Consider the following 23,666-nt stretch of genomic DNA (forward strand, 5'->3'; position numbering starts at 1 on the left):
AGAATGGCGCCCATGGCGCGCGTGGTGATCGTCGGAGGCGGACCGGGCGGCTACGAGTCGGCCCTGGTGGCGGCACAGCTCGGGGCGGAGGTCGTGGTCGTCGACTCCGACGGCGTCGGCGGTTCCGCCGTGCTGACCGACTGCGTGCCGAGCAAGACGCTCATCGCGACGGCCGAGGTGATGACCGACTTCGGTGCGGCCGGTGAGCTCGGGATCCTCGCCGACGAGCCGCGGGTCGACCTGGCGCGGGTCAACGAGCGGGTCAAGGCGCTGGCCCTGGCGCAGTCGGCCGACATCGCGGGCCGGCTGGCTCGCGAGGGCGTGACCGTGGTGCCGGGCCGGGGACGGCTCGACGGGCCCTCGCGCGTGGTCGCGACCGCGGCCGACGGCACCGAGACGTCGTACGACGCCGACGCGGTGCTCATCGCGACCGGCGCCACGCCCCGGGTGCTCGACACCGCCCAGCCCGACGGCGAGCGGATCCTCACCTGGGAGCAGGTCTACGACCTCGCCGACCTGCCCGAGCACGTGATCGTCGTCGGCTCCGGTGTCACCGGCGCGGAGTTCGCCAGCGCCTACCAGTCGCTCGGCATCCCGGTCACCCTCGTCTCCTCGCGCGACCGGGTCCTGCCCGGCGAGGACCAGGACGCCGCCCAGGTGCTCGAGGACGTCCTCACCCGCCGCGGCATGACCGTCCTCGGCCGCTCCCGCATGCAGTCGGTCACCCGGGACGGCGACGTCGTCACCGTGACCCTCCAGGACGGTCGCGAGGTCACCGGCTCGCACTGCATCCTCGCCCTCGGCTCGGTCCCCAACACCGCGGGCCTGGGGCTCGAGGAGGCCGGCGTCCGCCTCGACGACGGCGGCTTCGTCAGCGTCGACCGCGTCTCCCGTACGTCGGCCCCGGGCGTCTACGCGGCCGGCGACTGCACGGGCGTCTTCATGCTCGCGTCCGTCGCGGCCATGCAGGGCCGGATCGCGATGGCCCACGTCCTCGGCGACGCCGTCCAGCCGCTCGACCTCGGGGTGGTGGCGTCCAACGTCTTCACCTCGCCCGAGATCGCCACCGTCGGCGTCACCCAGCAGCAGGTCGACGCCGGCGAGGTGCTCGCCGAGGTCGTCGTGCAGCCGCTCGCGACGAACCCGCGCGCCAAGATGCAGGGCATCGTCGACGGCTTCGTCAAGCTCTTCGTCGCGCCGGGCTCGCGCAGCCTGCTCGGCGGCGTCGTGGTCGGGCCGCGGGCGTCCGAGCTGATCCACCCGGTCGCGCTCGCCGTGACCGAGCGGCTCACCGCCGACCAGCTCGCCCAGACGTTCACGGTCTACCCGTCCATCAGCGGCTCGATCGCAGAAGCCGCCCGCCGCCTCCACCAGATGTAGGCAGGTGTAGGACCACCCGGGGCCACCTGCGAGGATTGCCCCATGCGCGTCCACCTCGGCTGCGACCACGCCGGCCTCGAGCTCAAGTCCCACCTCATCGGCTGGCTCACCGAGCACGGCTACGAGCCGGTCGACCACGGCCCGTTCGTCTACGACGCGCTCGACGACTACCCGGTCTTCTGCCTGCGGGCCGCCGAGGGCGTCCGCGCCGACCGGGCGAAGGGCCTCGACAGCCTCGGCGTCGTGATCGGGGGCTCCGGCAACGGCGAGCAGATCGCGGCCAACAAGGTCCAGGGCGTGCGCGCGGCGCTGGCCTGGTCCGAGCAGACCGCGAGCCTGGCCCGCGAGCACAACGACGCGTGGGTCGTCGCGGTCGGCGGCCGGATGCACACGCTCGACGAGATGACCCGCCTGGTCGAGGTCTTCCTGACCACGCCGTTCCCGGGCGACGAGCGCCACGTGCGCCGGATCGGCCAGCTGTCGTCGTACGAGACCACCGGCGAGCTCCCGCCGCTGCCCGAGTCCGCGCTCGGGCACGGCCAGGCCTGATGCCCGAGGGCCATACCCTCCACCGGCTCGCCGGCGAGCTCAGCACCGTCTTCGGCGGCCACCTGGTCCAGGTCGGCAGCCCGCAGGGACGCTTCGCCGAGTCCGCCGCCCGCCTCGACGGCGCGCGCCTGGTCGACGCCGAGGCGTGGGGCAAGCAGCTCTTCGTCCGCTTCGAGGACGAGCGGTTCGTGCACGTCCACCTGGGTCTCTACGGCACCTTCGAGGTCCGCGACGGCGTCCCGGAGATCCCGCTGCCGATCGGGCAGGTGCGGTTGCGCCTCGCCCGCCCCGGCGCGTACGGCGACCTGCGCGGCGCGACCACCTGCGCCCTGGTCACCGCCGCCGAGCGCGCCGCGGTGGTCGCCAAGGCCGGTCCGGACCCGCTGCGCGCGGACGCCGACCCCGACCGGGCCTGGGCCCGGATCAGCCGCAGCAGCGCGCCGATCGGCACCCTGCTCATGGACCAGACGGTGCTCGCCGGCGTCGGCAACGTCTACCGCGCCGAGGTGCTCTTCCGGCACCGGATCCACCCGCTGCGCCCCGGTCGCACGCTTCGGGTCTCGCAGTGGCACGCGATCTGGGACGATCTGGTCGTGCTCATGACCGAGGGGGTCGCGACCGGGCGGATCGACACCGTCCGGCCCGAGCACACCCCCGAGGCGATGGGCCGCGCGCCGCGGGTCGACGACCACGGCGGCGAGGTCTACGTCTACCGGCGGACCGGTCAGCCCTGCCACGTGTGCGGCGGCCCGGTCCGTACCGAGGTGCTCGGCGGACGCAACCTCTTCTGGTGTCCCCGGTGCCAGCCGACCTTCCGGTCCCGGGCGGCGCGATGATCAACGCGCGGCGCTGGGCGCTGACCGACGTCGGCCTCGCCTCGGTGCTCGCGCTGCTCGCCGCGGCGGTGGTCGCCGGCATCGCGCTGCGCCCCGACGACGTGCCGATCAACCTGATCTTCCTGCCGCTCGTGCTCGGCATCCTCTTCCTCAGCAACCGGGTGCTGCCGTGGTTCGCGGGCTACGTGCTCGTCGCGCTGGGCTGCGCCGCGGTGCTCCAAGACGAGTACACCGCGCGCATCGTCGCCGCGCTCGCCGTGATGGCGGGCGTCGCGGTGCTCGTGATCTTCCTGTCCCTGCGCCGCGGCCAGATCGGCGTCGGGCCGATCCGCGGCCAGTCGATGCTCGTCGACCTGCGCGACCGGATCCTCGCCCAGGGCGAGATCCCGACCCTGCCCGCGGACTGGTTGGTCGAGTCCGCGCTGTCGTCGGCGGGCGGCTCGCCGTTCGCCGGGGACTTCGTCGTGGCGACCGGCGGTGAGCACGGCCGCCGGATCGAGCTCGTCGTCGTCGACGTCTCCGGCAAGGGCGAGGCCGCCGGCACCCGCGCGCTCCAGCTCTCCGGTGCGATGGGCGGGCTGGTCGCCGCGCTGCCGCCGGGCCGGTTCCTGCCGGCGGCCAACGACTACCTCCTCCAGCGCGCCTGGGAGGAGGGCTTCGCGACCGCCGTCCACGTCTCGGTCGACCTGGCCACGGGGGAGTACGAGCTGCGCTCGGCCGGTCACCCGCCCGCCGTCCAGCGCCACGCGGGCTCCGGGCGCTGGCAGCTGCTGCCCGCCGAGGGACCGGTGCTCGGCATCGTCGAGGACGTCGACTACGCCTGCTTCCGCGGCCGCCTCGACGCCGGCGACAGCCTGCTGCTCTACACCGACGGGATGGTCGAGGAGCCGCGCCGCGACATCGAGCTCGGCATCGACCACATGATGGGTGCGGCCGAGTCGCTGCTGCGCCACTCGTGGGACGGCCTGGCCGACCGGCTCGTCGCCGCCGTCGGTTCGCCGGACGACGACCGGGCCCTGCTGGTGGTCCACCGGCGCCCCTGAGTTGGGGGACGCGCCCGGCCGTGTGGCACGATTGCCCGTGGCTCTGGGCCGGGCGTGAGCCTGGCCAGGCGCCAGGCGGGGATGTAGCTCAATGGTAGAGCCTCAGTCTTCCAAACTGATTACGCGGGTTCGATTCCCGTCATCCCCTCGAAGTGCGGTCCGACCACCGAGCGCCGGGCCGTTCCGCGGGGCGTAGCGTAGTGGCTAGCGCGCCTGCTTTGGGAGCAGGAGACCGCAGGTTCGAGTCCTGTCGCCCCGACAGATCACCTTGATCGCAGCGGGCCCCGCGCCCGTGCACCACCCACTGACCAGTAGGAGAACACCTGTGAAGAGCGCCGTCGAGACCTTGAGCCCGACCCGGGCCAAGCTGACCGTCGAGGTGCCCTTCGAGGAGCTCAAGCCGAGCCTCGACGCGGCGTACCAGAAGATCGCGAAGCAGATCAACGTCCCCGGCTTCCGCCGCGGCAAGGTCCCGCCGCAGGTGATCGACCGCCAGGTCGGCCGCGGCGTCGTCCTCGACGAGGCCGTCAACGACGTGCTCCCGAAGGCCTACGTCGAGGCGCTCCAGGAGAACAACCTGACCCCGCTCGCGCAGCCGGAGATCGAGGTCACGAAGTTCGAGGACAACGACGCGCTCGAGTTCACCGCCGAGGTCGACATCAAGCCCGAGATCGACCTCCCGGACTACGACGGCCTCGAGGCCTCCGTCGACGACCTCGCGGTCAGCGACGACGACGTGGCCGAGCAGGTCGACGCGCTGCGTGAGCGCTTCGGCACCCTCAGCGACGTCGAGCGCGCGGCCCAGGACGGCGACTTCGTCGTCATCGACCTCGTCGCGACCCAGGACGGCGAGACCGTCGAGGGCGCCGAGATCTCCGGCTTCTCCTACAAGGTCGGCAACGGCGGCATGATCGACGGCCTCGACGAGGCCCTGGTCGGCGTCGCCGCCGGCGAGGAGAAGACCTTCACCACCCAGCTCGTCAGCGGCGACCTGGTGGGCCAGGACGTCGAGGTGGCCGTCAAGGTCACCCAGGTCCAGGAGCAGGAGCTCCCCGAGCTCGACGACGACTTCGCCCAGGAGGCGTCGGAGTTCGACACCCTCGCCGAGCTGCGCGACGACGTCCGCGAGCGGCTGACCCGCGGCAAGCGCCTCGAGCAGGCCGCCGCGGCCCGCGACGCCGTCCTCGAGGCCCTCCTCGAGAAGGTCGAGATCCCGCTGCCCGAGTCGATGGTCACCGAGGAGCTCAACGCTCGCCGGGGCAACCTCGAGCAGCAGCTGCAGTACGCCGGCATGACCCTCGAGAAGTACCTCGAGGACGAGGAGCAGACCCAGGAGGAGTTTGAGGCCGACCTCGAGCGCCGGGTCCGTGACGCCGTCGCCGCGCAGTTCATCCTCGACGAGATCGCCGACAAGGAAGAGATCGGCGTCGACCAGGGCGAGCTGACCCAGCACATGATCCGCCGCGCCCAGCAGTCCGGTCAGGACCCGCAGGAGTTCGTGAACCACATGTTCGAGCACAACCACGTGCCCGAGATGGTCCAGGAGATCCGTCGCGGCAAGGCGCTGCAGATCCTCGTCGAGGGCGCGACCGTCAAGGACGCCGCCGGCAACGAGATCGAGCTCAAGAACCTCCAGGCCGACGGCACGATCGGCGAGCCCGAGGTCGAGGGCGCCGAGGACGAGACCGAGGCTCCCGCCGAGGCCTGATCCTCCCCGTACGCCGCCGCGGCCCCCGACTCGCTCGAGTCGGGGGCCGCGGCGCTTCTCAGCGCCGGGCCTCGACCAGGTGCCGCGTGGAGTGGGCGACGAACGGCTCGCCCGTGCGTAGCAGGGCATCGAGCGCGCGCAGCCGCTCGTCGTAGCGCTCGACGGTGAAGTCGGGCACCCACCACACGCACTTGCGCAGCAGCCACACGACCGCGCCGACGTCGTGGAGCTCCATCCGGCAGCGCGCGGTCCGCAGGCCGGTCACGGTGAGCCCGGCGGCCTCGGCCCCGGCCCGCTCGACCTCGGGATCGCGGCCCCGGCGCTGGTCGGGCAGCGGCCCGAGGAACCACTCGATGAGCTCGAACGCCGACGCCGGGCCGACGTGCTGGGCCAGGTAGTGCCCGCCGGGGCGGAGCACCCGCGCGATCTCGGCCCAGTCCGGGGCGACGGGGTGCCGGGCGGTGACCAGGTCGAAGGAGTCGTCGGGCAGGGGGAGCGGGGCGCCCGGGGCGACCTCGACCACCTCGACCCCGCGCGGGCCGAGCCGGGCTCGCGCCCGCGCGGCGTTGGGCGCCCAGCCCTCGGTGACGACCATCCGGGGCGGCAGCACCGGCGCCTCGGCGAGCACCTCGCCGCCGCCGGTGTCGAGGTCCAGCGCGCCGGCCACGGTGCCGAGCCGGTCGGCCAGGAGCCGGGCGTAGCCCCAGGGCGGCCGCTCCTCGCTCGCCCGGCCGTCGAGCCAGCCGAAGCCCCAGCCGCTCACGTCGGCGGTCGCGGCCTCGGCCACCAGCTCGTCGTAGGAACGCATGCGACCATCGTCTCAACCCCACCTGAGTGAACATCTGTACACTCAACGTCTATGAAGCAGGACGCCACCCTGGTCGACGCGCTCGCGCTGGCCACCGCCGTGGTCGACGAGCTGGTCGTGACGACCGCCCGCGACACCCATGCCGCGGTCTCCCGCCGCGCCCACGGCGTCGTACGACGGGGGGTCGGGCCGGCCGGCGTCCCCGCCGAGACGCTGCACCGCGGCATCGCCGCGCTGGTCTACGGCGCCCTCGGGCTCTCCGTGCGCGGTGCCGGGGCGGGCCTGACCCGGATCGCCGAGACCGGCGCCGGTCCGGGGCTCGAGGACGGCCCGCGCGGCCGCTTCGTCAGCGCCGCGGTCAACGGCCTGATCGGCGAGGAGCTGCGCCGCGACCGTCCCCGGCTCGCGATCGAGATGGGCGTGCGCGCCGGCGGGCGCGACGTACCGCTCACCGCGGACGGCGTCGCCGCGGCCTTCCCCGACGCCACCGGGCGGCTCGTCGTCTTCCTGCACGGCCTGTGCGAGAACGAGGACTACTGGCGCCGGCACCGCGACCGCCTCGGCTCGACGTACGGCGAGAGCCTGGCCGCGCGCGGCTGGAGCCCGGTCTACCTCCGCGCCAACACCGGCCTCGGCGTGCGCGAGAACGGCGTCGCCCTGGCCGCGCTGCTCCAGCGCCTGGTCGAGGTCTGGCCCGGTCCGGTCGAGCGGATCGCGCTGGTCGGTCACTCGATGGGCGGGCTCGTCCTGCGGACCGCGACCGCCGTCCAGGCCCAGGCCGGTCCCGGGCACGGCGCCTGGACCGACCGGGTCACCGACATCGTCACGCTCGGCACGCCGCACCTCGGCGCTCCGCTGGCCCGCGGCGCCGACCGCGGCACCCGGCTCCTGGCGCGGCTGCCCGAGTCGGCCGGGTTCGGCGCGATCATCGACCGCCGCTCGCTGGGCATCCGCGACCTCGAGCTCGGGGTCGCGGCCGACGTACCGACGCTCCCGCGGGCGCGCTACCGCCTGGTCTCCGCGACCCTGTCCGCCTCGCCGCGGCACCCGGTCGCCCAGGTCCTCGGCGACCTGCTCGTGACGCCGCACTCGGCCGCGGGCCGCGACCGGCGGGGCACCGAGCTGTTCCCCGGCGCCGAGGTCCTCCACGTCGGGCGCACCGACCACTTCGGGCTGCTCAACCACCCGGAGATCCACGCCGCGCTGGCCCGCTGGCTCGACGCCGGCTGAGCACGTCTACTCACGCGCGGCGGGCCTCCTCGCCCCGAGACTGGTCGGGTGACCTCGACCTCCGCGCCCGCCGCCGCCACCGCTCCCACCGGCACCCGGATCACCGCCTGGGCCGCCGTCGTCCTCGGCCTCGCCGAGACCGGCCTGGCGGTGTGGGCGTGGGTCGAGACCGCGACCTACACCGGTGAGTCCTCGACCGCCGCCCTCGGCTACGTCGCCGCGCTGCTCCTCGGCGTCCCCGGGGTCTGCGCGCTGGTGCTCGGCGCGATCGGGATCCTGCTCGCCCGGCGCCCGGTGGGCCTGCCGGCCGCGATCCTCGGGGTCGTCGCTGGTGCCGGACCGGTCGTGCTCTGGCTCTCGGCCTGGTTGCCCTGGCTCTGAGGCCCGGAACTTGCCACCATGTGGCCATGACGACGACGAAGGCCGCGCGCGAGCTGCGGGCCGAGACCGTGATCGATGCTCCCGCCGCCCACGTGTGGGCGCTCCTGACCGACTTCGGTCAGCTGGCGCAGTGGAGTCCCGAGACGGTCCGGATGGTCCCGCTCAAGCCGGGCGGCCTGCGGGTCGGGCAGTGGTACCTCGGGATCAACCGGCGCAAGGCGGTCTTCTGGCCGACCCGGTCGGTCGTCGCGGACGTCGAGCCCGAGCGGCGCCTGGTCTGGGACACGGCGTCGAGCGGGGCGCAGTGGATCTGGGAGCTCACTCCCGACGCCGACGACGCCCGTCGTACCCAGGTGGTGCACCGGCGCCCGGTGCCCGGCGCGCTGAGCCTCGGCAGCCGCATCGTGGCGCCGCTGCTGCTCGGCGGCAACGAGGCTCACGCCGACGAGCTGGAGCAGGGCATGGCGACGACGGTCGCCGGGCTCAAGGCCGCGGCCGAGGGCTGACGTCGGCCCAGTCGCGCACCAGCCACGTGTAGACACCGGTCAGCGCGACCGACACGGCTAGCCCGCTGACGGTGCCCTCGTCCGCGGCCAGGTCGACCAGGCCGAAGCCGCCGAAGGCGAAGATCGCCGCGTTGGTGGCGACGTGGAGCCCGATCGCGGCCTCCAGTCCACCGGTGCGCCAGGTCAGCCAGCCCGCGGCGAGGCCGAACACCGTGACGTCGACCAGCCCCAGCGCGTCGTAGTCGTGGCCGAGCGTGAACAGGGCGACCGGCAGCACGATCGCGAACGCCGGGTGCCGCAGCCAGGTGCCGACGGTCTGCATCAGCAGCCCCCGGAAGACGTACTCCTCGGCCGTCGCCTGCACCGGGACGACGAGCAGCGCGAGCGCGACGAACGCGAGCGTCCGGCCGCCGACCGCGGCGTCCCCCCACGCGTCGTCGATCGTGGTCGTGACCAGCATCGCGGACACCATCAGCACCACCGCGGCACCCAGGCAGCGGGCCAGGAGCCCCCAGCGGAGCCGCCCGGTGACCGACGACAGCGTCCCGACCGGTCGTCGGCCGACGAGCCGGATGGCCAGCAGCGCGGCCGGCAGCATCAGGGCGACCGCGACCAGCAGGTAGGTGGCCGCGAGCGGGTCGGACATGTCGCCGTCGCCGAGCACGTCGTCGATGCGGCCCTGGAGGTCCGGGACCGCCTCGCCGAGGAGGACCAGGGGGCCGGTGAGCAGGATCGCCCCGGCGACGAAGAGGACGACGGCCAGCGCCAGCACCGCGATGGGTCGCCACCACCGCGGCCGGGCGCTGCGCAGCCCCAGGCGGTGGTACGGCAGGGCGTCAGGCGGCGTACTGCACGTCATGGAACCACCCTGGTGTCCCGGAGGGGCCGGGCGCATCGGACGGAGGTGCGGAGCGACCCCCGCCGAAGGTCGGGGTCCCGCTCATCCCTTCGGCGGGTCCGCACCGGAATCCGCTGTCGGCGAACAGGGCGGGTTATCGCGTGGTTCTGCCTCCCGGTCCGGCTAGTGTCAGCCGCGTGACTCAGATTTCCGCCGGCCCCGAGGGCGGGCCCCAGATGAACGGTGGAGCCGGTCTCAACCTGCTCGACGACAACATCTACAGCCGACTGCTCCGTGAGCGGATCGTCTTCCTCGGCTCCGAGGTCCGTGACCAGAACGCCAACGCGATCTGCGCCCAGCTGCTGCTGCTGTCGGCCGAGGACCCCGAGGCGGACATCTTCCTGCACATCAACAGCCCGGGTGGCTCCGTCGACGCCGGCATGGCGATCTACGACACCATGAACTACATCCCCAACGACGTCGCGACCGTCGGCATGGGCCTGGCCGCCTCGATGGGCCAGTTCCTGCTCTGCGCCGGCGCCAAGGGCAAGCGCTACGCGCTCCCGCACGCGCGGATCATGATGCACCAGCCGTCGTCCGGCATGGGCGGCTCGGCCTCCGACATCAAGATCCAGGCCCAGCAGTCGCTCCACATCAAGAAGGTCCTCCTGGACCTCATCGCCGAGCACACCGGCCAGAGCGTCGAGCAGGTCACCGAGGACGCCGACCGCGACCGCTGGTTCACCGCGGACGAGGCGCTCGAGTACGGCCTTGTCGACAAGGTCGTCAAGAGTGCCAAGGAAGCCGTCGACGAGGGCCGGCCGGCCCACAAGAAGGACTGACATGAACTACTACATCCCGCAGTGGGAAGAGCGCACGTCCTACGGCTTCCGCCGGATCGACCCCTACGCCAAGCTGTTCGAGGACCGCATCATCTACCTCGGCACCCCGATCTCCGACGACGTCGCCAACGCCGTCATCGCCCAGCTGCTGTGCCTGCAGTCGATGAACCCCGACCAGGACATCAGCATCTACATCAACAGCCCCGGTGGCTCGTTCACGGCGCTGACGGCGATCTACGACACGATCCAGTTCATCAAGCCCGACGTGCAGACGGTCTGCATCGGTCAGGCGGCCTCGGCGGCGGCGATCCTGCTCGCGGCCGGTGCCAAGGGCAAGCGCCTGGCGCTGCCCAACAGCCGGATCCTGATCCACCAGCCCTACACCGAGGGCACCTTCGGCCAGACCTCGGACATCGAGATCCAGGCCAACGAGATCCTGCGGATGCGCGAGCTGCTCGAGAAGATGATCAGCGACCACTCGGGCAAGTCGATCGAGGAGGTCAGCCGCGACATCGAGCGCGACAAGATCCTCACCGCGCAGGGAGCGATCGAGTACGGCCTGATCGACTCCGTGCTCGAGTCCCTCAAGACCCCCGCCCTCGTCTGAGACGACAGGCCTCGACCGAACGACCCCGATGACCTCCTCGACGTACTCCTCGTGTCCCGCCCCCTCCGGGGCGCCACAGGGAGTACCGTCGGGGAGTTCACATGTGAGGAGGACCCGTGGCACGCATCGGTGACGGTGGCGATCTGCTGAAGTGCTCGTTCTGCGGCAAGAGCCAGAAGCAGGTCAAGAAGCTCATCGCTGGTCCGGGTGTCTACATCTGCGACGAGTGCATCGATCTCTGCAACGAGATCATCGAGGAAGAGCTGGCCGAGGGCTCGGAGGTCGAGCTCGCCGACCTGCCCAAGCCCAAGGAGATCTTCGAGTTCCTCAACTCCTACGTGATCGGGCAGGAGCAGGCGAAGAAGTCCCTCGCGGTCGCGGTCTACAACCACTACAAGCGGGTCCAGGCCGGCGTCCAGCCGATCTCGGGCAAGCACAGCAAGGACGAGGTGGTCGAGGTCGCCAAGTCCAACATCCTCGTCATCGGGCCCACCGGCTGCGGCAAGACCTACCTCGCCCAGACCCTGGCCCGGATGCTCAACGTCCCCTTCGCGATCGCCGACGCCACGGCGCTGACCGAGGCCGGCTACGTCGGCGAGGACGTCGAGAACATCCTCCTCAAGCTGATCCAGGCCGCTGACTACGACGTCAAGAAGGCCGAGACCGGCATCATCTACATCGACGAGATCGACAAGGTGGCCCGCAAGGCCGAGAACCCGTCGATCACGCGCGACGTCTCCGGCGAGGGCGTCCAGCAGGCCCTGCTCAAGATCATCGAGGGCACCACCGCCTCGGTGCCCCCGCAGGGCGGGCGCAAGCACCCGCACCAGGAGTTCATCCAGATCGACACCACGAACATCCTGTTCGTGGTCGGCGGCGCCTTCGCTGGCCTGGAGCACATCATCGAGCAGCGCGTCGGCAAGAAGTCCCTGGGCTTCACCGCCGAGCCGCGCGGCGAGGCCGAGCGGGCCGCCGAGGACCTGCTCGCCCAGGTGCGTCCCGAGGACCTGACCAAGTTCGGCCTGATCCCCGAGTTCATCGGCCGGCTGCCCCTGATCGCGAGCGTCAGCCCGCTCGATCAGGACGCGCTCATCCAGATCCTCACCGAGCCGCGCAACGCCCTGGTCAAGCAGTACAAGAAGCTCTTCGACCTCGACGGCGTCGAGCTCGAGTTCACCGACGGCGCCGTCGCCGCGATCGCCGACAAGGCGCTCGAGCGCGGCACCGGCGCCCGCGGGCTGCGCGCCATCATCGAGGAGGTCCTCCTCCACGTGATGTACGACGTCCCGAGCCGCGGTGACGTCGAGAAGGTCGTGGTGACCGACGAGGTCGTCCTCGAGGACGTCGCGCCGACCCTGGTGCTGCGCGAGACGAAGCCGAAGAAGAAGTCCGCCTGAGTACTCCGCCGGCTGCGGTCGGCACATGACGAAGGGCCCCGGGGATCTCCCCGGGGCCCTTCGTTGTCGTCCGTTGCCGGCTCAGCCCTCGGGCTGCTCGGCGATCTCGGCGGTGACGGTCAGCTCGCTCGCGTCGGCGTCGACGGTGAAGACCAGGTCGCCGGTGATCTTGCCGGCCGCGACCAGGTCGGCCGCGGCGGACTCGGTCGCCTTGACGGCCTTCTCGGGACCGGAGATCTCGACCCGCGCGAGCGGGGTCTTCATGTTGACCTTGGCCTGCGACTTGGCGCCGCGGATGCCGGCCAGGGCGGCCGCGACGGCGTCGATGACGGCGCCGTCGGAGGCGGCGGCCGAGCCGAGCTCGGTGGTGGCCGGCCAGGAGGCGCGGTGGACCGAGCCCTCCTGCCACCACGACCAGACCTCCTCGGTCACGTAGGGCAGGAACGGCGCGAGCAGGCGGAGCTGGACCTGGAGCGCGAACGCGAGGGTGGCCCGGGCCGAGACGGAGGCGTCGCCGTCGTCGGCGTAGGCGCGCTCCTTGACCAGCTCGAGGTAGTCGTCGCAGAACTCCCAGAAGAACTTCTCGGTGACCTCGAGCGCGGTCGTGTAGTCGTAGGCCTCGAACGCCTCGGTGGCGCGGCCGACGACGCCGGCCAGGCGGCCGAGCAGCGCGGTGTCGACGGGCTGGCTGACGGCGGCGGCGCTGAACGTCGTCGCGCCGACGCTGCCGAGCACGAACTTCGACGCGTTGAGGACCTTCATGGCCAGGCGGCGCCCGACCTTCATCTGGGTCTCGTCGAAGGGGGAGTCCAGGCCGGGGCGGGCGATGGCGGCGCGCCAGCGGACGGCGTCGGCGCCGTACTTGTCGAGGATCTCGTTGGGGACCACGACATTGCCCTTGGACTTGGACATCTTCTTGCGGTCGGGGTCGACGATGAAGCCGGAGATCATCGCGTGCGACCACGGCGTCGCGCCGTTCTCGAAGTGGGCGCGGACCACGCGGCTGAAGAGCCAGGTGCGGATGATGTCGTGGGCGTGGGTGGCCAGGTCCATCGGGAAGACCCGCGACCACAGGTCGGGGTCGGACTCCCAGCCGCCCGCGATGTGCGGGGTCAGCGAGGAGGTGGCCCAGGTGTCCATGACGTCCGGGTCGCCGATGAAGCCGCCGGGCTCGCCGCGCTGCTCCTCGGTGTAGCCGGCCGGGGCCTGCGTCGAGGGGTCGATCGGCAGCTCGGCCTCGGTGGGCAGCAGCAGCCGGGTGTAGTCGGGCTCGCCCTCGGCGTCGAGCGGGTACCAGACCGGGAACGGGATGCCGAAGAACCGCTGGCGCGAGATCAGCCAGTCGCCGTTGAGGCCGCCGACCCAGTTGTCGAAGCGGTGCTTCATGTGCGGCGGCAGCCAGTCGATCTCGGCACCGCGGGCGAGCATCTGCTCGCGGATGCCGGCGTCGCGCCCGCCGTTGCGGATGTACCACTGGCGGGTGGAGACGATCTCGAGCGGCTTGTCGCCCTTCTCGTAGAAGTTCGCCATCCGCTGGGTCGGCTTCGGGTCGCCGTCGAGGTCGCCGGACTCCTTGAGCTTGGCGACGACCGCCTCGCGCGCGGAGTGGACGGTCTTGCCCTTGAGGTCCTCGTACGCCGTCGCGGCGGGCTCGGCGGCCAGCCACTCGGGGGTCTCGCGGGTGAACCGGCCGTCGCGGCCGATCACGGTGCGCACGGGCAGCTGGAGCTCGCGCCACCACTGGACGTCGGTGAGGTCACCGAACGTGCAGCACATGGCGATGCCGGCGCCCTTGTCCTTCTCGGCCGCGGCGTGGGCCAGCACCGGGATCTCGACCCCGAAGAGGGGGGAGCGCACGGTGGTGCCGAACAGGTCGGCGTACCGCTCGTCGTCGGGGTGCGCGATGAGCGCGACGACCGACGGGATCAGCTCGGGACGCGTCGTCTCGATGTGGATGGGGGAGCCGTCGGGCTTGTGGAAGGCCACCCGGTGGTAGGCGCCGGCGTAGTCGCGCGCCTCGAGCTCGGCCTGGGCGACCGCGGTCTGGAAGGTGACGTCCCAGAGGGTCGGCGCTTCCTGGAGGTAGGCCTCGCCGCGGCCCAGGTTGCGCAGGAACGCGCGCTGGCTGACCGTCTGGGCGTTCTTGCCGATGGTCGTGTAGGTGGTGTTCCAGTCGACGCTGAGGCCGAGCGTGCGCCACAGGTCCTCGAAGACCTTCTCGTCCTGCTCGACCAGCTGCTCGCAGAGAGCGATGAAGTTGGGCCGGCTGATCGGGACCTGCCGCTTGGGGTCCGGCTTGGCCGGCGGGGTGAAGTCGGCGTCGTACGGCAGCGACGGGTCGCAGCGCACGCCGAAGTAGTTCTGCACCCGGCGCTCGGTCGGCAGCCCGTTGTCGTCCCAGCCCATCGGGTAGAAGACGGACTTGCCCTGCATCCGCTGGAAGCGGGCGACCAGGTCGGTGTGGGTGTAGGAGAAGACGTGCCCGACGTGCAGGCTGCCGCTCACGGTCGGCGGCGGGGTGTCGATCGAGTAGACGTTCTCGCGCGGCTGGGTCCGGTCGAAGCCGTAGGTGTCGTCGGCCTTCCACCGCTCGGCCCACTTCTGCTCGAGGCCCTCCAGCGCCGGCTTGTCCGGTACGACGACCGCGGGGGTGCCCTCGGGGGCCGTCGCTGCCGGTGCCTGGGTGCTGCTGTCGAGCTCGGTCATGGACCAAATCCTAGGGCGACACGGTGTCTGGCCTTTAACCGCGGGCTAGTCTCGGACGATGCGCCTGTTCCCGGGATCCGTCGCTGCGCTCGCCCTGGTCACCCTCGCCGGCCTCGTCGGACCCGCCGGGACGCCGTCCGCGGCGGCCGCCGAGCAGGCCCGCCGGCTCGATGCGGTGACCCTCGTCGGCAGCGGCTACGGGCACGGCAAGGGCATGTCCCAGTACGGCGCCAAGGGCGCCGCCGACCAAGGCCGGACGGCGGCCCAGATCCTCGACTTCTACTACCCGGGCACCGCCATGGGCCGGGCCGGCGGCTCGATCGCCGTGCTGCTCACGGCGGCCACCTCCAACAACGTCGTGGTCCAGCACAAGGCGGGCCTCAAGGTCCGCAGCGCCCAGACCGGCAAGGTCTGGACCCTCGGTAAGAAGGGCGCGAAGCGCTGGAGGCTGAGCCCCGTCGGCACCACCAAGACCCGGCTCTCGGTCAAGACCAAGGGCTGGCACGTCGTCCGGGACATCCCGGGGCAGGCGGAGTTCAAGGGCGGCGCGATCCGGCTCTACGTGCCGGGCGGCTCGACGGTCTACCGCGGCAAGCTGCGCTCGGCGGTGTCCGGTGCGGGCTCGGCGCGCGACACGGTCAACATCGTCAACCTCGAGCAGTACCTGCGCGGGGTCGTTGCCGCCGAGATGCCGGCGAGCTGGGCCCGGGCCGCCGTCCAGTCCCAGGCCGTCGCCGCGCGGACCTACGCGGTCTACGACCGCGACAACACCCACCGCGGCCACTTCGACGTCTGGGACACCACGGCCTCCCAGGTCTACCGCGGGGTGGCCGGGGAGAACCCGCTGTCGGACGCGGCGATCAAGGCGACTGCCGGGCAGGTCCGGACCTATGGCGGCAAGCCGGCCTTCACGCAGTTCTCGTCGAGCAACGGCGGTTGGACGGCGCCGGGCACGCTGCCCTACCAGGTGGCCAAGAAGGATCCCTACGAGGCGACCTCGGGCAACGCCAACAACGCGTGGTCGGTGAAGCTGACCGACGATGCGATCGAGAAGCAGTTCCCCGGCCTGGGCGACTTCGCCCGCCTCGAGATCACCGGCAACGCCCAGGCGGGCGGTCGAGTGACGAGCGTGCGGATCGTCGACACGGCCAACCGGTCGACCACGCTGACCGGCGACCAGTTCCGGGTCAGGTTCGGCTTGAAGTCGACGATGTTCCGGGTGCGCTGACCGTCGGCTCGGCCAGCCGCCCCACCCGCAGGAACGTCCGCAGCAGCAACCCCACCAGCAGCGCCCAGAACGCCGCACCGATCCCGAGCACGCTCACCCCCGACGCGGCCACGACGAGCGTCGCCGCCGCGGCCTCGCGCTCGCGCGGGTCGGCGAGGGCCTCGCCGAGGGCGGCGCCGAGGGTGCCGAGGAGGGCGAGGCCGGCGGCGGCCTGCATGACGCCGTCGGCGGCGGCGACGACCAGGGCGGCGAGGGCGGTGCTGGCGACGGCGAGGACCAGGTAGGTCACCGAGGCCGAGACCGAGGCGATCCAGCGGCGGGAGCGGTCCGGGCCGGCGGTGGGGCCGGCGGCGAGGGCGGCGCTGATGGCGGCGAGGTTGATGGCGTGGCCGCCGGTGGGGGCGCCGGCGATGGTGCCGATGCCGGTGACGGCGAGGGAGGCGCGCCACGGGACGCGGTAGCCGAAGCCGCTCATCACGGCGACGCCGGGGACGTTCTGCGAGGCCATCGTGACGACGTACAGGGGGAGCGCGATGCCGACCAGCGCCGACAGCGACCAGGACGGCGTCGTCCAGGCCAGGTGGGGGACGAGGTCGGCGGTCTCGATCCGGGCGGTGGCGACCACGGCGACGAGGGCGACGAGGAGGGCGCCGGGCACGGCCCAGCGGGGCGCGAGGCGCAGCAGGACCAACCACGTCAGTACGACGGGCGCCACCGCCGCGGGTGCGTCGACGAGGGCCGTCACCGGCGCCAGGCAGAGGGGCAGCAGGACGCCGGCGAGCATCGCCCGGGCCAGGCTGTGGGGGATCGCGGCGACGAGGTCGCCCACCTTGGGCACGAGGGCGGTGAGCACGATGAGGACGCCGGTGGCGACGAAGGCACCGACCGCGGCGGACCAGCCGCCGGTGACGCCGGTCGTCGTGGCGAGCAGCGCGGCGCCGGGGGTGGACCAGGCGAGGGTGAGGGGCATCCGGTAGCGCAGCGCGAGCCAGAGCATGCCGAGCGCCTGGGTGACGAGCAGCGTGAGCAGTCCGGAGGCGGCCTGCCGCCCGGTCGCGCCGACCGCGGTCAGGCCGGCCAGGCACACGACGAACGAGCTGCTGAAGCCGACCACCGCGGTGACGATCCCCGCCACCACGGGACCGTGGGTAGTCTCCTCGGACACGCCGCCTCCTCGTGAACACCGGTGCGGCGTTCTGTTTACAGAACACTGTAGGGGGTCGGCGAGGATGACGCGAGAGGTCGGCGCGCGGATCCGGGCGCTGCGCGAGGCGCGCGGGCTCAGCCTCTCCGCGCTGGCCGCCGAGGCCGGCATCGGCAAGGGCTCCCTCTCCGAGCTCGAGACCGGGCAGCGCAACCCCACCCTCGACACGCTGTACGCCGTCGCGACGCCGCTCGGCGTACCGCTGGCCGCCCTGCTCGACGACCACGACGGCACCGTGATCAGCGGCGCGGGCGTGGTCGCCACCCGGGTCCGGGTGCTGCGCGAGGCGGAGCGGACCACCGAGGTCTACCTGCTGCGCCTGGCGCCGGGCGCGGTGCGCACCTCGCCGGCCCACGCGGGCGGGGTCGAGGAGCAGCTGGTCGTGCTGGCCGGCACCGGCACCGTCCGGTACGACGACCGCGCGGTCGCCCTGGCCGCCGGCGACCACGTCCGCTTCGCCGCGGACCGCCCGCACTCCTACGAGGCCGGTCCCGACGGCGGGCTCGAGGCGGTCAACATCATCGTCACGCCGGCCTGAGCCGGGCGCTCAGAACGGCGGGGTGCCCGTGCCCGCGACCCGGAACCGGCCCCACGGGTCGATGTCGGAGACCTTGCCGCGGGCCGTGCCGTGGGGCGTGCGGAGCTCGACCGAGGCGCCGCTGGCGACCTCGGCGAGCCCGGGCGAGGTCGCGATCCGGCCGTACCAGTGGAAGTGCCCGTCGAGGGGCTGGAAGTGCCCGCGCAGCGCCACCCGTACCTCGTGCTCGACGTCGTCGACCTGGACCACCGCGGGGCCGTCGTAGGCCTCCTGGGGCTCGTGGACGGCGGCGGTGCTCATGCCGGGCGCCCCGAGCGACCCGAGCGGATCGGCGTGACGTCGCCGGGCAGGTCGAGCGAGGACAGGTCGATGCCCTGCTCGGCGGCGGTGCCGGACAGGGCGTGCCAGATGAAGTCGCCGAGGTAGTCGGCGATCGCGGCGCGCGACATCGTGCGCCGCTCCAGCCACCACTGGCCGACGGAGGCGCCGAGGCCGACCACGGCGTGCGCCCACGGCTCGGCCGCCCCGGCGTCGCCGCCGAGCCGGCGCAGCGCGTCGCCGAGGAGGCGGGCGAGCTGGGCGGCGATGACGTTCTTGCCGTGCGCGAGCGGGTCGTCGCCGCCGGCGTGATGGCGGGCCAGCAGGAGGAAGGCCTGGGGGTGCTCGGACAGCGTGTCCAGGTACGCCGCGACGCCGGCCGTGACCCGCTCGCGGGCCGTCGCGGGCGCGAGGATGCCGACCACCACGCGCTCGAGGATCAGCTCGGCGCCCCAGGAGCCGACCGCGGCGTGCAGCTCGCCCTTGTCGGCGAAGTAGCGGTAGAGCACCGGCTTGCTGACCCCGGCCTCGGCGGCGATGTCGGCGATGGAGGCGTCGGGGCCGAGGGCGTCGATCGCGCGGACGGCGGCCTGGACGAACTCGGCGCGCCGCTCGACGCGGTGCTGGTCCCAGCGGGTGGTCCGTCCGTCGTTCTTGCCTGTGCTCATGGGGACCAGGCTACAGTGTTAGCCGTTACCGCCGGTAACGCCTATCTCTCCCTGGAGGCTGCAGCCCGATGACGCTCGCCGATCGCCTGCTCCGCTCGACCGCGCGCCAGTCCTACGACCCCGAGGTCGACCTCGACTGGTCCGCGCCGCCGGTCCCCGGGCTGTGGTGGATGCAGCCCGAGCGGATGTCGCTCTACGGCACCCCGCTCTGGAAGCGGCTGAGCGAGGAGCAGCGGATCACCCTGTCCGCGCACGAGATCGCGAGCATCGCCAGCGTCGGCATCTGGTTCGAGGTCGTGCTCATGCAGCTGCTGCTGCGCGACGCCTACGACGCCGACCCGCGCGACCCGCGGACCCAGTTCGCGCTCACCGAGGTCGGCGACGAGACCCGGCACACGGTGATGTTCGGCCGCGCGATCGCGGCGATGGGCGTCCCGGCGTACGGGCCGCGCCCGCGGATCAAGCGGATCGGCCGGGTCGGGCAGCTCGCCCTGCACGGCCCGAGCGCCTACGCCTCGATCCTCATCGGCGAGGAGCCGGTCGACCGCTGGCAGCGCGAGCTGATGCGCGACGAGCGGGTCCAGCCGCTGACCCGCATGGTCGCCCGGATCCACGTCGTCGAGGAGGCCCGGCACGTCACCTTCGCCCGCGACGAGCTGACCAAGGCGGTGCGCGGCCTGAGCCGTGCCCAGCGCGCGTGGCACCAGGCGCTCACCGCGCAGGTCGGCTACGTGACGATGCGCTCGCTGGTCCACCCCGAGGTCTACGCCTCGGTCGGGCTCGACCCCGCCGAGGCCCGCCGCCAGGCCCTCGGCAACGAGCACTACCGCGAGACGATCGCGTGGATGGGCGAGAAGGTCATGCCGGTGCTCGAGGAGGCCGGCATGGTCGGCGCCGCGCAGCGCAAGACCTGGCGCGCCTCGTTCCTCATGCGCTGAGCCGGGGGCTCACAGGGCGGCGTCGGCGACCGGCGGCAGCAGGGCCAGGACGTTGACCACCAGCACGAAGGCCGCGAAGCCGACCACGACCCGGGGGCTGGTCGAGGTCACCGCGAGGAGCGCCGCCGCGGCGCCGTAGAGCCCGATCTTCACGGCGTACCGGAGGGCGACCACGTCGACGGTGGCCCGGGGCGCCGCGAAGAGTCCCCAGAGCACGCAGGCGCCGACGACGAGCGCCGTCGCGGCCACCCAGCCGAGCGCTCCGGGCCCGGCCAGCCGCCACCCTGCCCGGCCCAGCACGACGAGCATCAGGATCTCGCTGAGGAACACCAGCAGGCTGACCGACCACACGTAGGCCAGGGTCATCGCGCGCGCCACCAGTCCGCGGTGGCCCGGATCGCGTCGTCGAGGGGCGTCGGCTCGAGGCCGAGCCGCTCCTCGCTCGCGGTCGAGTTGAGCACGAACGGCGCGGTGAACTGGAAGCTCATCTCGGCCAGCTCGCGGGTGTCGCGGTGCACGAGCCCGATCGCACGGAGCATCCCGGCCGGGATCGTTCCCAGCCGCGGCACCGGTACGCCGGCCGCCCCGGCGAACGCCGTGGCCAGCTCGCGCTGGGTCAGCGCCGGCCCGGTCGGGGCGTGCAGCACGGAGTTCCACAGCGACTCGTCGGCGGCCGCACGGATCATCGCCGCCGCCAGGTCGGGCACGTAGGTCCACGAGTGCGGCTGGTCCAGGCTGCCCACCACGCGCAGCGTGCGCCCGCCGAGGACGGCCGCGACCATCCGCTCGCCGGCGTGGGAGGTGAGCACCCGCGGACCGAGGAAGTCGGAGGCCGCGACGCTGACGGTCGGGGTCGCCGACGCGGCCCGGGCGCGGAGCAGCGCGGTCCGGACGCCGGGCTTGCCGGCGGTCGCGGTGCGGGGCGTGTCCTCGGTGATCGGGCCGGTGACCCGGCCGTAGGCGTAGAGGCTCTCGGGGAAGACGACGACCGCGCCGGCCGCGCCCGCGGCGGCGAGGAGGGCCTGCTCGGCCGGGACCAGCTCGGCGCGCCAGGTCGCGGCGTCGTACCGGGAGGCGTGGATGCAGTGGTGCACGGCGACCGCGCCGTCGAGGACGGCGGCGAGCGCGCCGGGCCGGGCGACGTCGACCTGGCGGCGCTCGATCAGCGGGTGCTCGGGGCCGCTGCCGGAGCGGGTGACCAGGGTGACGCGCTCGCCGGCGTCGGCGAGCTGAAGGGCGACGGTGGCGCCGACGGGGCCGGCTCCGGTGACGACGTGGTGGGACATGACGGGTTCCTTCCGGGTGACTTCACGAAAGTGAGAGCAGTGCTCTCGGTTCGTGGTCGAGCATGGACCTCGGCCGAGGGAAAAGCAAGAGCACTGCTCACATTTGCGTCAACTGATCACGATCGGCAGGATGGGGCCATGGCGACCACCCCCCGCGAGCGCGCCCGGGCGCAGACGATGGCCGACATCACCCGGATCGGCCGCGCCCACCTGGCCGAGTACGGCGCCGCGGCGCTCTCGCTGCGCGCCGTCGCCCGCGACCTCGGCGTGGTCTCCTCGGCGGTCTACCGCTACGTCAAGAGCCGCGACGAGCTGCTCACCCTCCTCCTCGTCGACGGGTACGACGACCTGGGCGACACCGTGGCCCGGGCGCTCGCCGCCGTGCCCGAGGCGTCCCACCGCGAGCGCTTCGTCGCCTTCGGCCACGCGATCCGGACCTGGGCGCGCGCCGAGCCAGCCACCTACGCGCTGCTCTACGGGGCGCCGGTGCCCGGCTACCACGCGCCCGCCGAGCAGACGACCGGTCCGGGCACGCGGGTGGTCCGGATGCTGCTCGAGCTCGCCGCCGCGGCGCTCGCCGACGGTGCGCTCGACGTGCCGGCCCAGCCGGGCGCGGTGCCGCCGGGGCTCGCGGCCGCCTTCGAGGGCGTGCGCGAGCAGTTCGGGATCGACCTGCCCGACGACGCTCTCGTCGCGGGCGTGCTGGTCTGGGCCGGGCTGTTCGGCTGCGTGAGCTTCGAGGTGTTCGGTCAGTACGGACCCGAGGGGTTCGGCGGCGACGCGGAGGACCTCTTCGCGCGCCACCTGGCGCTGCTGGCCGACTCCCTCGGGATCGGCGTCAGCCGGTGAGTGCCGCGCGGGCGGCGACCACCGCGGCGTAGGTGTCCCGGTCGAGCGCCGCGCCCTCGCGGCGTACGTCGGCGGCGTCGAGGACGAGCAGCCGGTTGAGCCGGACCTCGCTCGGCCGGCCGCGCGGGTCCCAGGCGCCGCTGCCGACGTCCATCCAGCGTCGGCCGGCGGCAGCCTCCTGGGCGGCGTCGCGGTCGTGGTCCTTGCTCGTCATCACCAGGCAGTGCACCTGGTGGCGCCCCTGGTCGTCGGTGCTCGCGCCGATCACCAGGACCGGGCGGTCCTTGCCCTGGTTCGGGTCGTCCTCGTAGGGGACCCAGGCCCACACGACCTCGCCCGGGTCGGGACGCCCGTCGGGGACGGGGGCGTAGGTGCCGTCGGGCTGGTCGGGTGCGGCGGTCATCGGGCCTCCTCGGCATGGCGTCCCCTGTCGATCGCGACGATCGCGACGGCGGTCACGAGCGAGATCGCGCCGGCGAGCAGGGTGACGTGGTTCCAGCCTGCCACCTGGGCGGCGGCCGAGGCGTGCGGTGTGGCGGCGAGGACGCTGACGAGGGTGGTGCCGACGGCCGCGCCGACGTACCGGGCGGTGTTGTTGACGCCGGTCCCGACCGCCGAGCGCTCGGGGGGGCACGGTCGCGATCGCCTGCCGGCCCAGGCCGCCGTTGAGGAGTCCGCTCACGATGCCCGCCACGATCAGCCCCGGCGCCAGGCGCCAGGCGGACGGCGGGCCGCCGAGCCCGGACAGCATGAGCAGGCCGACCCCGGCGCCGATCAGTCCCGCGGCGAGCTGGGTGGTGCCGGTCAGGCGCAGGGCCAGCGGGCGCAGCGCGAGGGCGGCCACCGCGCTCGTCGCCGACCACAGCGCGAGCAGCGCGCCGGCCTGGAGGCTGCTCAGCCCCATCGCTCCGGTCGCGAACGTGCCCGAGAACGACATCAGCGCGATCACGCCCGCGCCGGTGCCGACCGCCGCGAGGACGGCGGCCGTGAACCCGCGGTGGCGCAGCAGGGCTGGTTCGAGCATCGGGTGCCGGCGCCGGGTCTGGACGACGGCGAACCCGCCGAGCGCCACGACGCTCACCGCGGCTCCCGCCAGCGCGATGCCGGTGTCGCCGCGGCGTGCCTCGACCAGGGTGACGAGGAGCGCGGTCAGGCCGGCGGCCATGAGGGTGGCGCCGACGAGGTCCATCCGGCGCTCGGGATCGACCTCGGACTCGGTGAAGCAGCGCGGCGCCAGCACGGCGATGACGACGCCGGTCGCGGCGAGCAGCCAGTAGGTCGCGGGCCACAGGTCGCCCAGGTCGAAGAGCCCGGTCAGCAGGGGGCCGCCCGCGATCCCGAGGCCCATGCTGCCGCCCCACCAGGCGGCCGCGCGGGCGCGGTGGGCGCCGTCGGACGCGACGGCGGCGACCAGGCCGAGGCCGGTGGCGATGACGCCGGCCGCGCCGAGGCCCTCGACGACCCGGCCGGCGACGAAGGTCCAGGCGTCGTCCGCGAGGGCGCACAGCACCGAGCCCGCGGCGAGCACCAGTGCGCCGCCCAGGAACACCCGCCGGCGCCCGGTCAGGTCGGCGAGCGCCCCGGCCGGCAGGAGGCCGACCGCGAGGCCCACGCTCATCGAGCTCAGCAGCCAGGTCGTCGCCGTGGGGGAGGCGTCGAACGCCGCGCTGAGCGTCGTGGCGTTCCCGAGCGGGCCGGCGTAGGCGACCATCGCGACGAACGTGCTGAACGAGGTCAGGGACAGCGCCGCGACGGCTGGTCTGTTCACCGGACCATCTTGGCAGATCGCCGGTCTGGTGAACAGAC

General features: G+C 73.2%; 24 protein-coding genes and 2 tRNA genes. 17 read left to right on the forward strand and 9 right to left on the reverse strand.

Features of this window, described 5'->3' with window-relative positions; all coding sequences use genetic code 11:
• Window positions 1–12: 12 nt before the first annotated feature.
• The 7 genes from CCO04_RS13875 to tig all read left to right on the forward strand — a co-directional run bounded on the left by CCO04_RS13875 (window position 13) and on the right by tig (window position 5,516).
• Complete coding sequence (locus tag CCO04_RS13875; protein WP_215814715.1) at window positions 13–1,380, forward strand: NAD(P)H-quinone dehydrogenase; 1,368 nt, start codon at window positions 13–15, stop codon at window positions 1,378–1,380.
• Between the two features lie 42 nt (window positions 1,381–1,422).
• Complete coding sequence (locus CCO04_RS13880; protein WP_215814716.1) at window positions 1,423–1,929, forward strand: ribose-5-phosphate isomerase; 507 nt, start codon at window positions 1,423–1,425, stop codon at window positions 1,927–1,929.
• Window positions 1,929–2,765, forward strand: coding sequence for an Fpg/Nei family DNA glycosylase (locus CCO04_RS13885; protein WP_215814717.1), 837 nt, complete (start codon window positions 1,929–1,931; stop codon window positions 2,763–2,765). The genes CCO04_RS13880 and CCO04_RS13885 overlap by 1 nt, the downstream gene beginning before the upstream one ends.
• Window positions 2,720–3,808: a PP2C family protein-serine/threonine phosphatase gene (locus tag CCO04_RS13890; protein ID WP_257752079.1), complete on the forward strand. Its 1,089-nt coding sequence runs from the start codon at window positions 2,720–2,722 to the stop codon at window positions 3,806–3,808. The genes CCO04_RS13885 and CCO04_RS13890 overlap by 46 nt, the downstream gene beginning before the upstream one ends.
• Window positions 3,809–3,885: 77 nt before the next feature.
• Window positions 3,886–3,956, forward strand: a tRNA-Gly gene (locus CCO04_RS13895).
• Window positions 3,957–3,994: 38 nt separating this feature from the next.
• A tRNA-Pro gene (locus CCO04_RS13900) sits at window positions 3,995–4,067 on the forward strand.
• Window positions 4,068–4,133: 66 nt separating this feature from the next.
• The gene (tig, locus tag CCO04_RS13905) at window positions 4,134–5,516 is read left to right on the forward strand and encodes a trigger factor (protein WP_215814718.1); all 1,383 of its coding nucleotides are present in this window, start codon (window positions 4,134–4,136) and stop codon (window positions 5,514–5,516) included.
• Between the two features lie 58 nt (window positions 5,517–5,574).
• Here tig and CCO04_RS13910 read toward each other — a convergent pair whose 3' ends face one another.
• Window positions 5,575–6,324: a class I SAM-dependent methyltransferase gene (locus tag CCO04_RS13910; protein WP_215814719.1), complete on the reverse strand. Its 750-nt coding sequence runs from the start codon at window positions 6,322–6,324 to the stop codon at window positions 5,575–5,577.
• Window positions 6,325–6,375: 51 nt separating this feature from the next.
• On the opposite strand from CCO04_RS13910, the gene CCO04_RS13915 reads away from it, so the two are divergent.
• From CCO04_RS13915 to CCO04_RS13925, 3 genes are read left to right on the forward strand one after another with little or no spacing between them, the layout of a single operon-like run.
• Window positions 6,376–7,554: a hypothetical protein gene (locus CCO04_RS13915; RefSeq protein ID WP_215814720.1), complete on the forward strand. Its 1,179-nt coding sequence runs from the start codon at window positions 6,376–6,378 to the stop codon at window positions 7,552–7,554.
• A gap of 48 nt (window positions 7,555–7,602) precedes the next feature.
• Complete coding sequence (locus tag CCO04_RS13920; RefSeq protein ID WP_215814721.1) at window positions 7,603–7,935, forward strand: hypothetical protein; 333 nt, start codon at window positions 7,603–7,605, stop codon at window positions 7,933–7,935.
• A 26-nt stretch (window positions 7,936–7,961) separates the two neighbouring features.
• Complete coding sequence (locus CCO04_RS13925; protein WP_215814722.1) at window positions 7,962–8,441, forward strand: SRPBCC family protein; 480 nt, start codon at window positions 7,962–7,964, stop codon at window positions 8,439–8,441.
• Here the strand turns inward: CCO04_RS13925 and CCO04_RS13930 are convergent.
• Window positions 8,419–9,300, reverse strand: coding sequence for a CPBP family intramembrane glutamic endopeptidase (locus tag CCO04_RS13930; protein WP_215814723.1), 882 nt, complete (start codon window positions 9,298–9,300; stop codon window positions 8,419–8,421). The genes CCO04_RS13925 and CCO04_RS13930 overlap by 23 nt on opposite strands.
• Window positions 9,301–9,476: 176 nt before the next feature.
• Here CCO04_RS13930 and CCO04_RS13935 point away from each other — a divergent pair, with 176 nt between their 5' ends.
• From CCO04_RS13935 to clpX, 3 genes are all read left to right on the forward strand, one after another.
• Window positions 9,477–10,121 (forward strand): ATP-dependent Clp protease proteolytic subunit, encoded by a 645-nt coding sequence (locus CCO04_RS13935; RefSeq protein WP_374197006.1) that lies wholly within the window; start codon window positions 9,477–9,479, stop codon window positions 10,119–10,121.
• A 1-nt stretch (window position 10,122) separates the two neighbouring features.
• Complete coding sequence (locus CCO04_RS13940) at window positions 10,123–10,728, forward strand: ATP-dependent Clp protease proteolytic subunit (protein ID WP_215814724.1); 606 nt, start codon at window positions 10,123–10,125, stop codon at window positions 10,726–10,728.
• Between the two features lie 116 nt (window positions 10,729–10,844).
• A complete protein-coding gene (gene clpX, locus CCO04_RS13945; RefSeq protein WP_215814725.1) occupies window positions 10,845–12,125 on the forward strand; it encodes an ATP-dependent Clp protease ATP-binding subunit ClpX in 1,281 nt (426 codons plus the stop codon).
• An 81-nt stretch (window positions 12,126–12,206) separates the two neighbouring features.
• Here clpX and valS read toward each other — a convergent pair whose 3' ends face one another.
• A complete protein-coding gene (valS, locus tag CCO04_RS13950) occupies window positions 12,207–14,831 on the reverse strand; it encodes a valine--tRNA ligase (protein WP_215814726.1) in 2,625 nt (874 codons plus the stop codon).
• A 58-nt stretch (window positions 14,832–14,889) separates the two neighbouring features.
• On the opposite strand from valS, the gene CCO04_RS13955 reads away from it, so the two are divergent.
• Window positions 14,890–16,059 carry a SpoIID/LytB domain-containing protein gene (locus CCO04_RS13955; RefSeq protein ID WP_215814727.1) on the forward strand — a complete coding sequence of 390 codons (1,170 nt, stop codon included), beginning with the start codon at window positions 14,890–14,892 and terminating at the stop codon, window positions 16,057–16,059.
• Here the strand turns inward: CCO04_RS13955 and CCO04_RS13960 are convergent.
• Window positions 16,019–17,224: a benzoate/H(+) symporter BenE family transporter gene (locus tag CCO04_RS13960; RefSeq protein WP_308281210.1), complete on the reverse strand. Its 1,206-nt coding sequence runs from the start codon at window positions 17,222–17,224 to the stop codon at window positions 16,019–16,021. The two genes, CCO04_RS13955 and CCO04_RS13960, sit on opposite strands and share 41 nt — an antisense overlap.
• A 64-nt stretch (window positions 17,225–17,288) precedes the next feature.
• Between CCO04_RS13960 and CCO04_RS13965 the strand changes: the two genes are divergently transcribed.
• The gene (locus CCO04_RS13965; RefSeq protein ID WP_215814729.1) at window positions 17,289–17,801 is read left to right on the forward strand and encodes a helix-turn-helix domain-containing protein; all 513 of its coding nucleotides are present in this window, start codon (window positions 17,289–17,291) and stop codon (window positions 17,799–17,801) included.
• Between the two features lie 9 nt (window positions 17,802–17,810).
• Here CCO04_RS13965 and CCO04_RS13970 read toward each other — a convergent pair whose 3' ends face one another.
• Complete coding sequence (locus tag CCO04_RS13970; RefSeq protein WP_215814730.1) at window positions 17,811–18,101, reverse strand: DUF4873 domain-containing protein; 291 nt, start codon at window positions 18,099–18,101, stop codon at window positions 17,811–17,813.
• Window positions 18,098–18,787, reverse strand: coding sequence for a TetR/AcrR family transcriptional regulator (locus CCO04_RS13975; protein WP_215814731.1), 690 nt, complete (start codon window positions 18,785–18,787; stop codon window positions 18,098–18,100). Before CCO04_RS13975 ends, CCO04_RS13970 begins: the two co-directional genes overlap by 4 nt.
• A 68-nt stretch (window positions 18,788–18,855) precedes the next feature.
• Between CCO04_RS13975 and CCO04_RS13980 the strand changes: the two genes are divergently transcribed.
• Entirely contained in the window at window positions 18,856–19,725 is an 870-nt protein-coding gene (locus tag CCO04_RS13980; RefSeq protein ID WP_215814732.1) for a diiron oxygenase, read from the forward strand.
• Between the two features lie 9 nt (window positions 19,726–19,734).
• On the opposite strand, the gene CCO04_RS13985 is transcribed toward CCO04_RS13980, so the two are convergent.
• Window positions 19,735–20,091 carry a DUF2568 domain-containing protein gene (locus tag CCO04_RS13985; RefSeq protein ID WP_215814733.1) on the reverse strand — a complete coding sequence of 119 codons (357 nt, stop codon included), beginning with the start codon at window positions 20,089–20,091 and terminating at the stop codon, window positions 19,735–19,737.
• Window positions 20,088–21,011, reverse strand: a complete 924-nt coding sequence (locus tag CCO04_RS13990) for an NAD-dependent epimerase/dehydratase family protein (protein ID WP_215814734.1) — start codon at window positions 21,009–21,011, stop codon at window positions 20,088–20,090. Before CCO04_RS13990 ends, CCO04_RS13985 begins: the two co-directional genes overlap by 4 nt.
• Before the next feature lie 138 nt (window positions 21,012–21,149).
• On the opposite strand from CCO04_RS13990, the gene CCO04_RS13995 reads away from it, so the two are divergent.
• The gene (locus CCO04_RS13995) at window positions 21,150–21,860 is read left to right on the forward strand and encodes a TetR/AcrR family transcriptional regulator (protein ID WP_215814735.1); all 711 of its coding nucleotides are present in this window, start codon (window positions 21,150–21,152) and stop codon (window positions 21,858–21,860) included.
• Here the strand turns inward: CCO04_RS13995 and CCO04_RS14000 are convergent.
• Window positions 21,850–23,628, reverse strand: coding sequence for an MFS transporter (locus CCO04_RS14000; RefSeq protein ID WP_215814736.1), 1,779 nt, complete (start codon window positions 23,626–23,628; stop codon window positions 21,850–21,852). The genes CCO04_RS13995 and CCO04_RS14000 overlap by 11 nt on opposite strands.
• Between the last annotated feature and the right edge of the window lie 38 nt (window positions 23,629–23,666).

The organism is Pimelobacter sp. 30-1, from assembly GCF_018831735.1.
Classification (GTDB): Bacteria; Actinomycetota; Actinomycetes; order Propionibacteriales; family Nocardioidaceae; genus Nocardioides.

Coding starts and splice junctions, on each gene's coding strand:
- CCO04_RS13875 (WP_215814715.1), top strand. CDS start 13: ATGGCGCGCGTGGTGATCGTCGGAGGCGGACCGGGCGGCTACGAGTCG.
- CCO04_RS13880 (WP_215814716.1), top strand. CDS start 1,423: ATGCGCGTCCACCTCGGCTGCGACCACGCCGGCCTCGAGCTCAAGTCC.
- CCO04_RS13885 (WP_215814717.1), top strand. CDS start 1,929: ATGCCCGAGGGCCATACCCTCCACCGGCTCGCCGGCGAGCTCAGCACC.
- CCO04_RS13910 (WP_215814719.1), bottom strand. CDS start 6,324: ATGCGTTCCTACGACGAGCTGGTGGCCGAGGCCGCGACCGCCGACGTG.
- CCO04_RS13915 (WP_215814720.1), top strand. CDS start 6,376: ATGAAGCAGGACGCCACCCTGGTCGACGCGCTCGCGCTGGCCACCGCC.
- CCO04_RS13925 (WP_215814722.1), top strand. CDS start 7,962: ATGACGACGACGAAGGCCGCGCGCGAGCTGCGGGCCGAGACCGTGATC.
- CCO04_RS13930 (WP_215814723.1), bottom strand. CDS start 9,300: ATGACGTGCAGTACGCCGCCTGACGCCCTGCCGTACCACCGCCTGGGG.
- CCO04_RS13940 (WP_215814724.1), top strand. CDS start 10,123: ATGAACTACTACATCCCGCAGTGGGAAGAGCGCACGTCCTACGGCTTC.
- valS (WP_215814726.1), bottom strand. CDS start 14,831: ATGACCGAGCTCGACAGCAGCACCCAGGCACCGGCAGCGACGGCCCCC.
- CCO04_RS13955 (WP_215814727.1), top strand. CDS start 14,890: ATGCGCCTGTTCCCGGGATCCGTCGCTGCGCTCGCCCTGGTCACCCTC.
- CCO04_RS13965 (WP_215814729.1), top strand. CDS start 17,289: ATGACGCGAGAGGTCGGCGCGCGGATCCGGGCGCTGCGCGAGGCGCGC.
- CCO04_RS13970 (WP_215814730.1), bottom strand. CDS start 18,101: ATGAGCACCGCCGCCGTCCACGAGCCCCAGGAGGCCTACGACGGCCCC.
- CCO04_RS13975 (WP_215814731.1), bottom strand. CDS start 18,787: ATGAGCACAGGCAAGAACGACGGACGGACCACCCGCTGGGACCAGCAC.
- CCO04_RS13980 (WP_215814732.1), top strand. CDS start 18,856: ATGACGCTCGCCGATCGCCTGCTCCGCTCGACCGCGCGCCAGTCCTAC.
- CCO04_RS13985 (WP_215814733.1), bottom strand. CDS start 20,091: ATGACCCTGGCCTACGTGTGGTCGGTCAGCCTGCTGGTGTTCCTCAGC.
- CCO04_RS13990 (WP_215814734.1), bottom strand. CDS start 21,011: ATGTCCCACCACGTCGTCACCGGAGCCGGCCCCGTCGGCGCCACCGTC.
- CCO04_RS13995 (WP_215814735.1), top strand. CDS start 21,150: ATGGCGACCACCCCCCGCGAGCGCGCCCGGGCGCAGACGATGGCCGAC.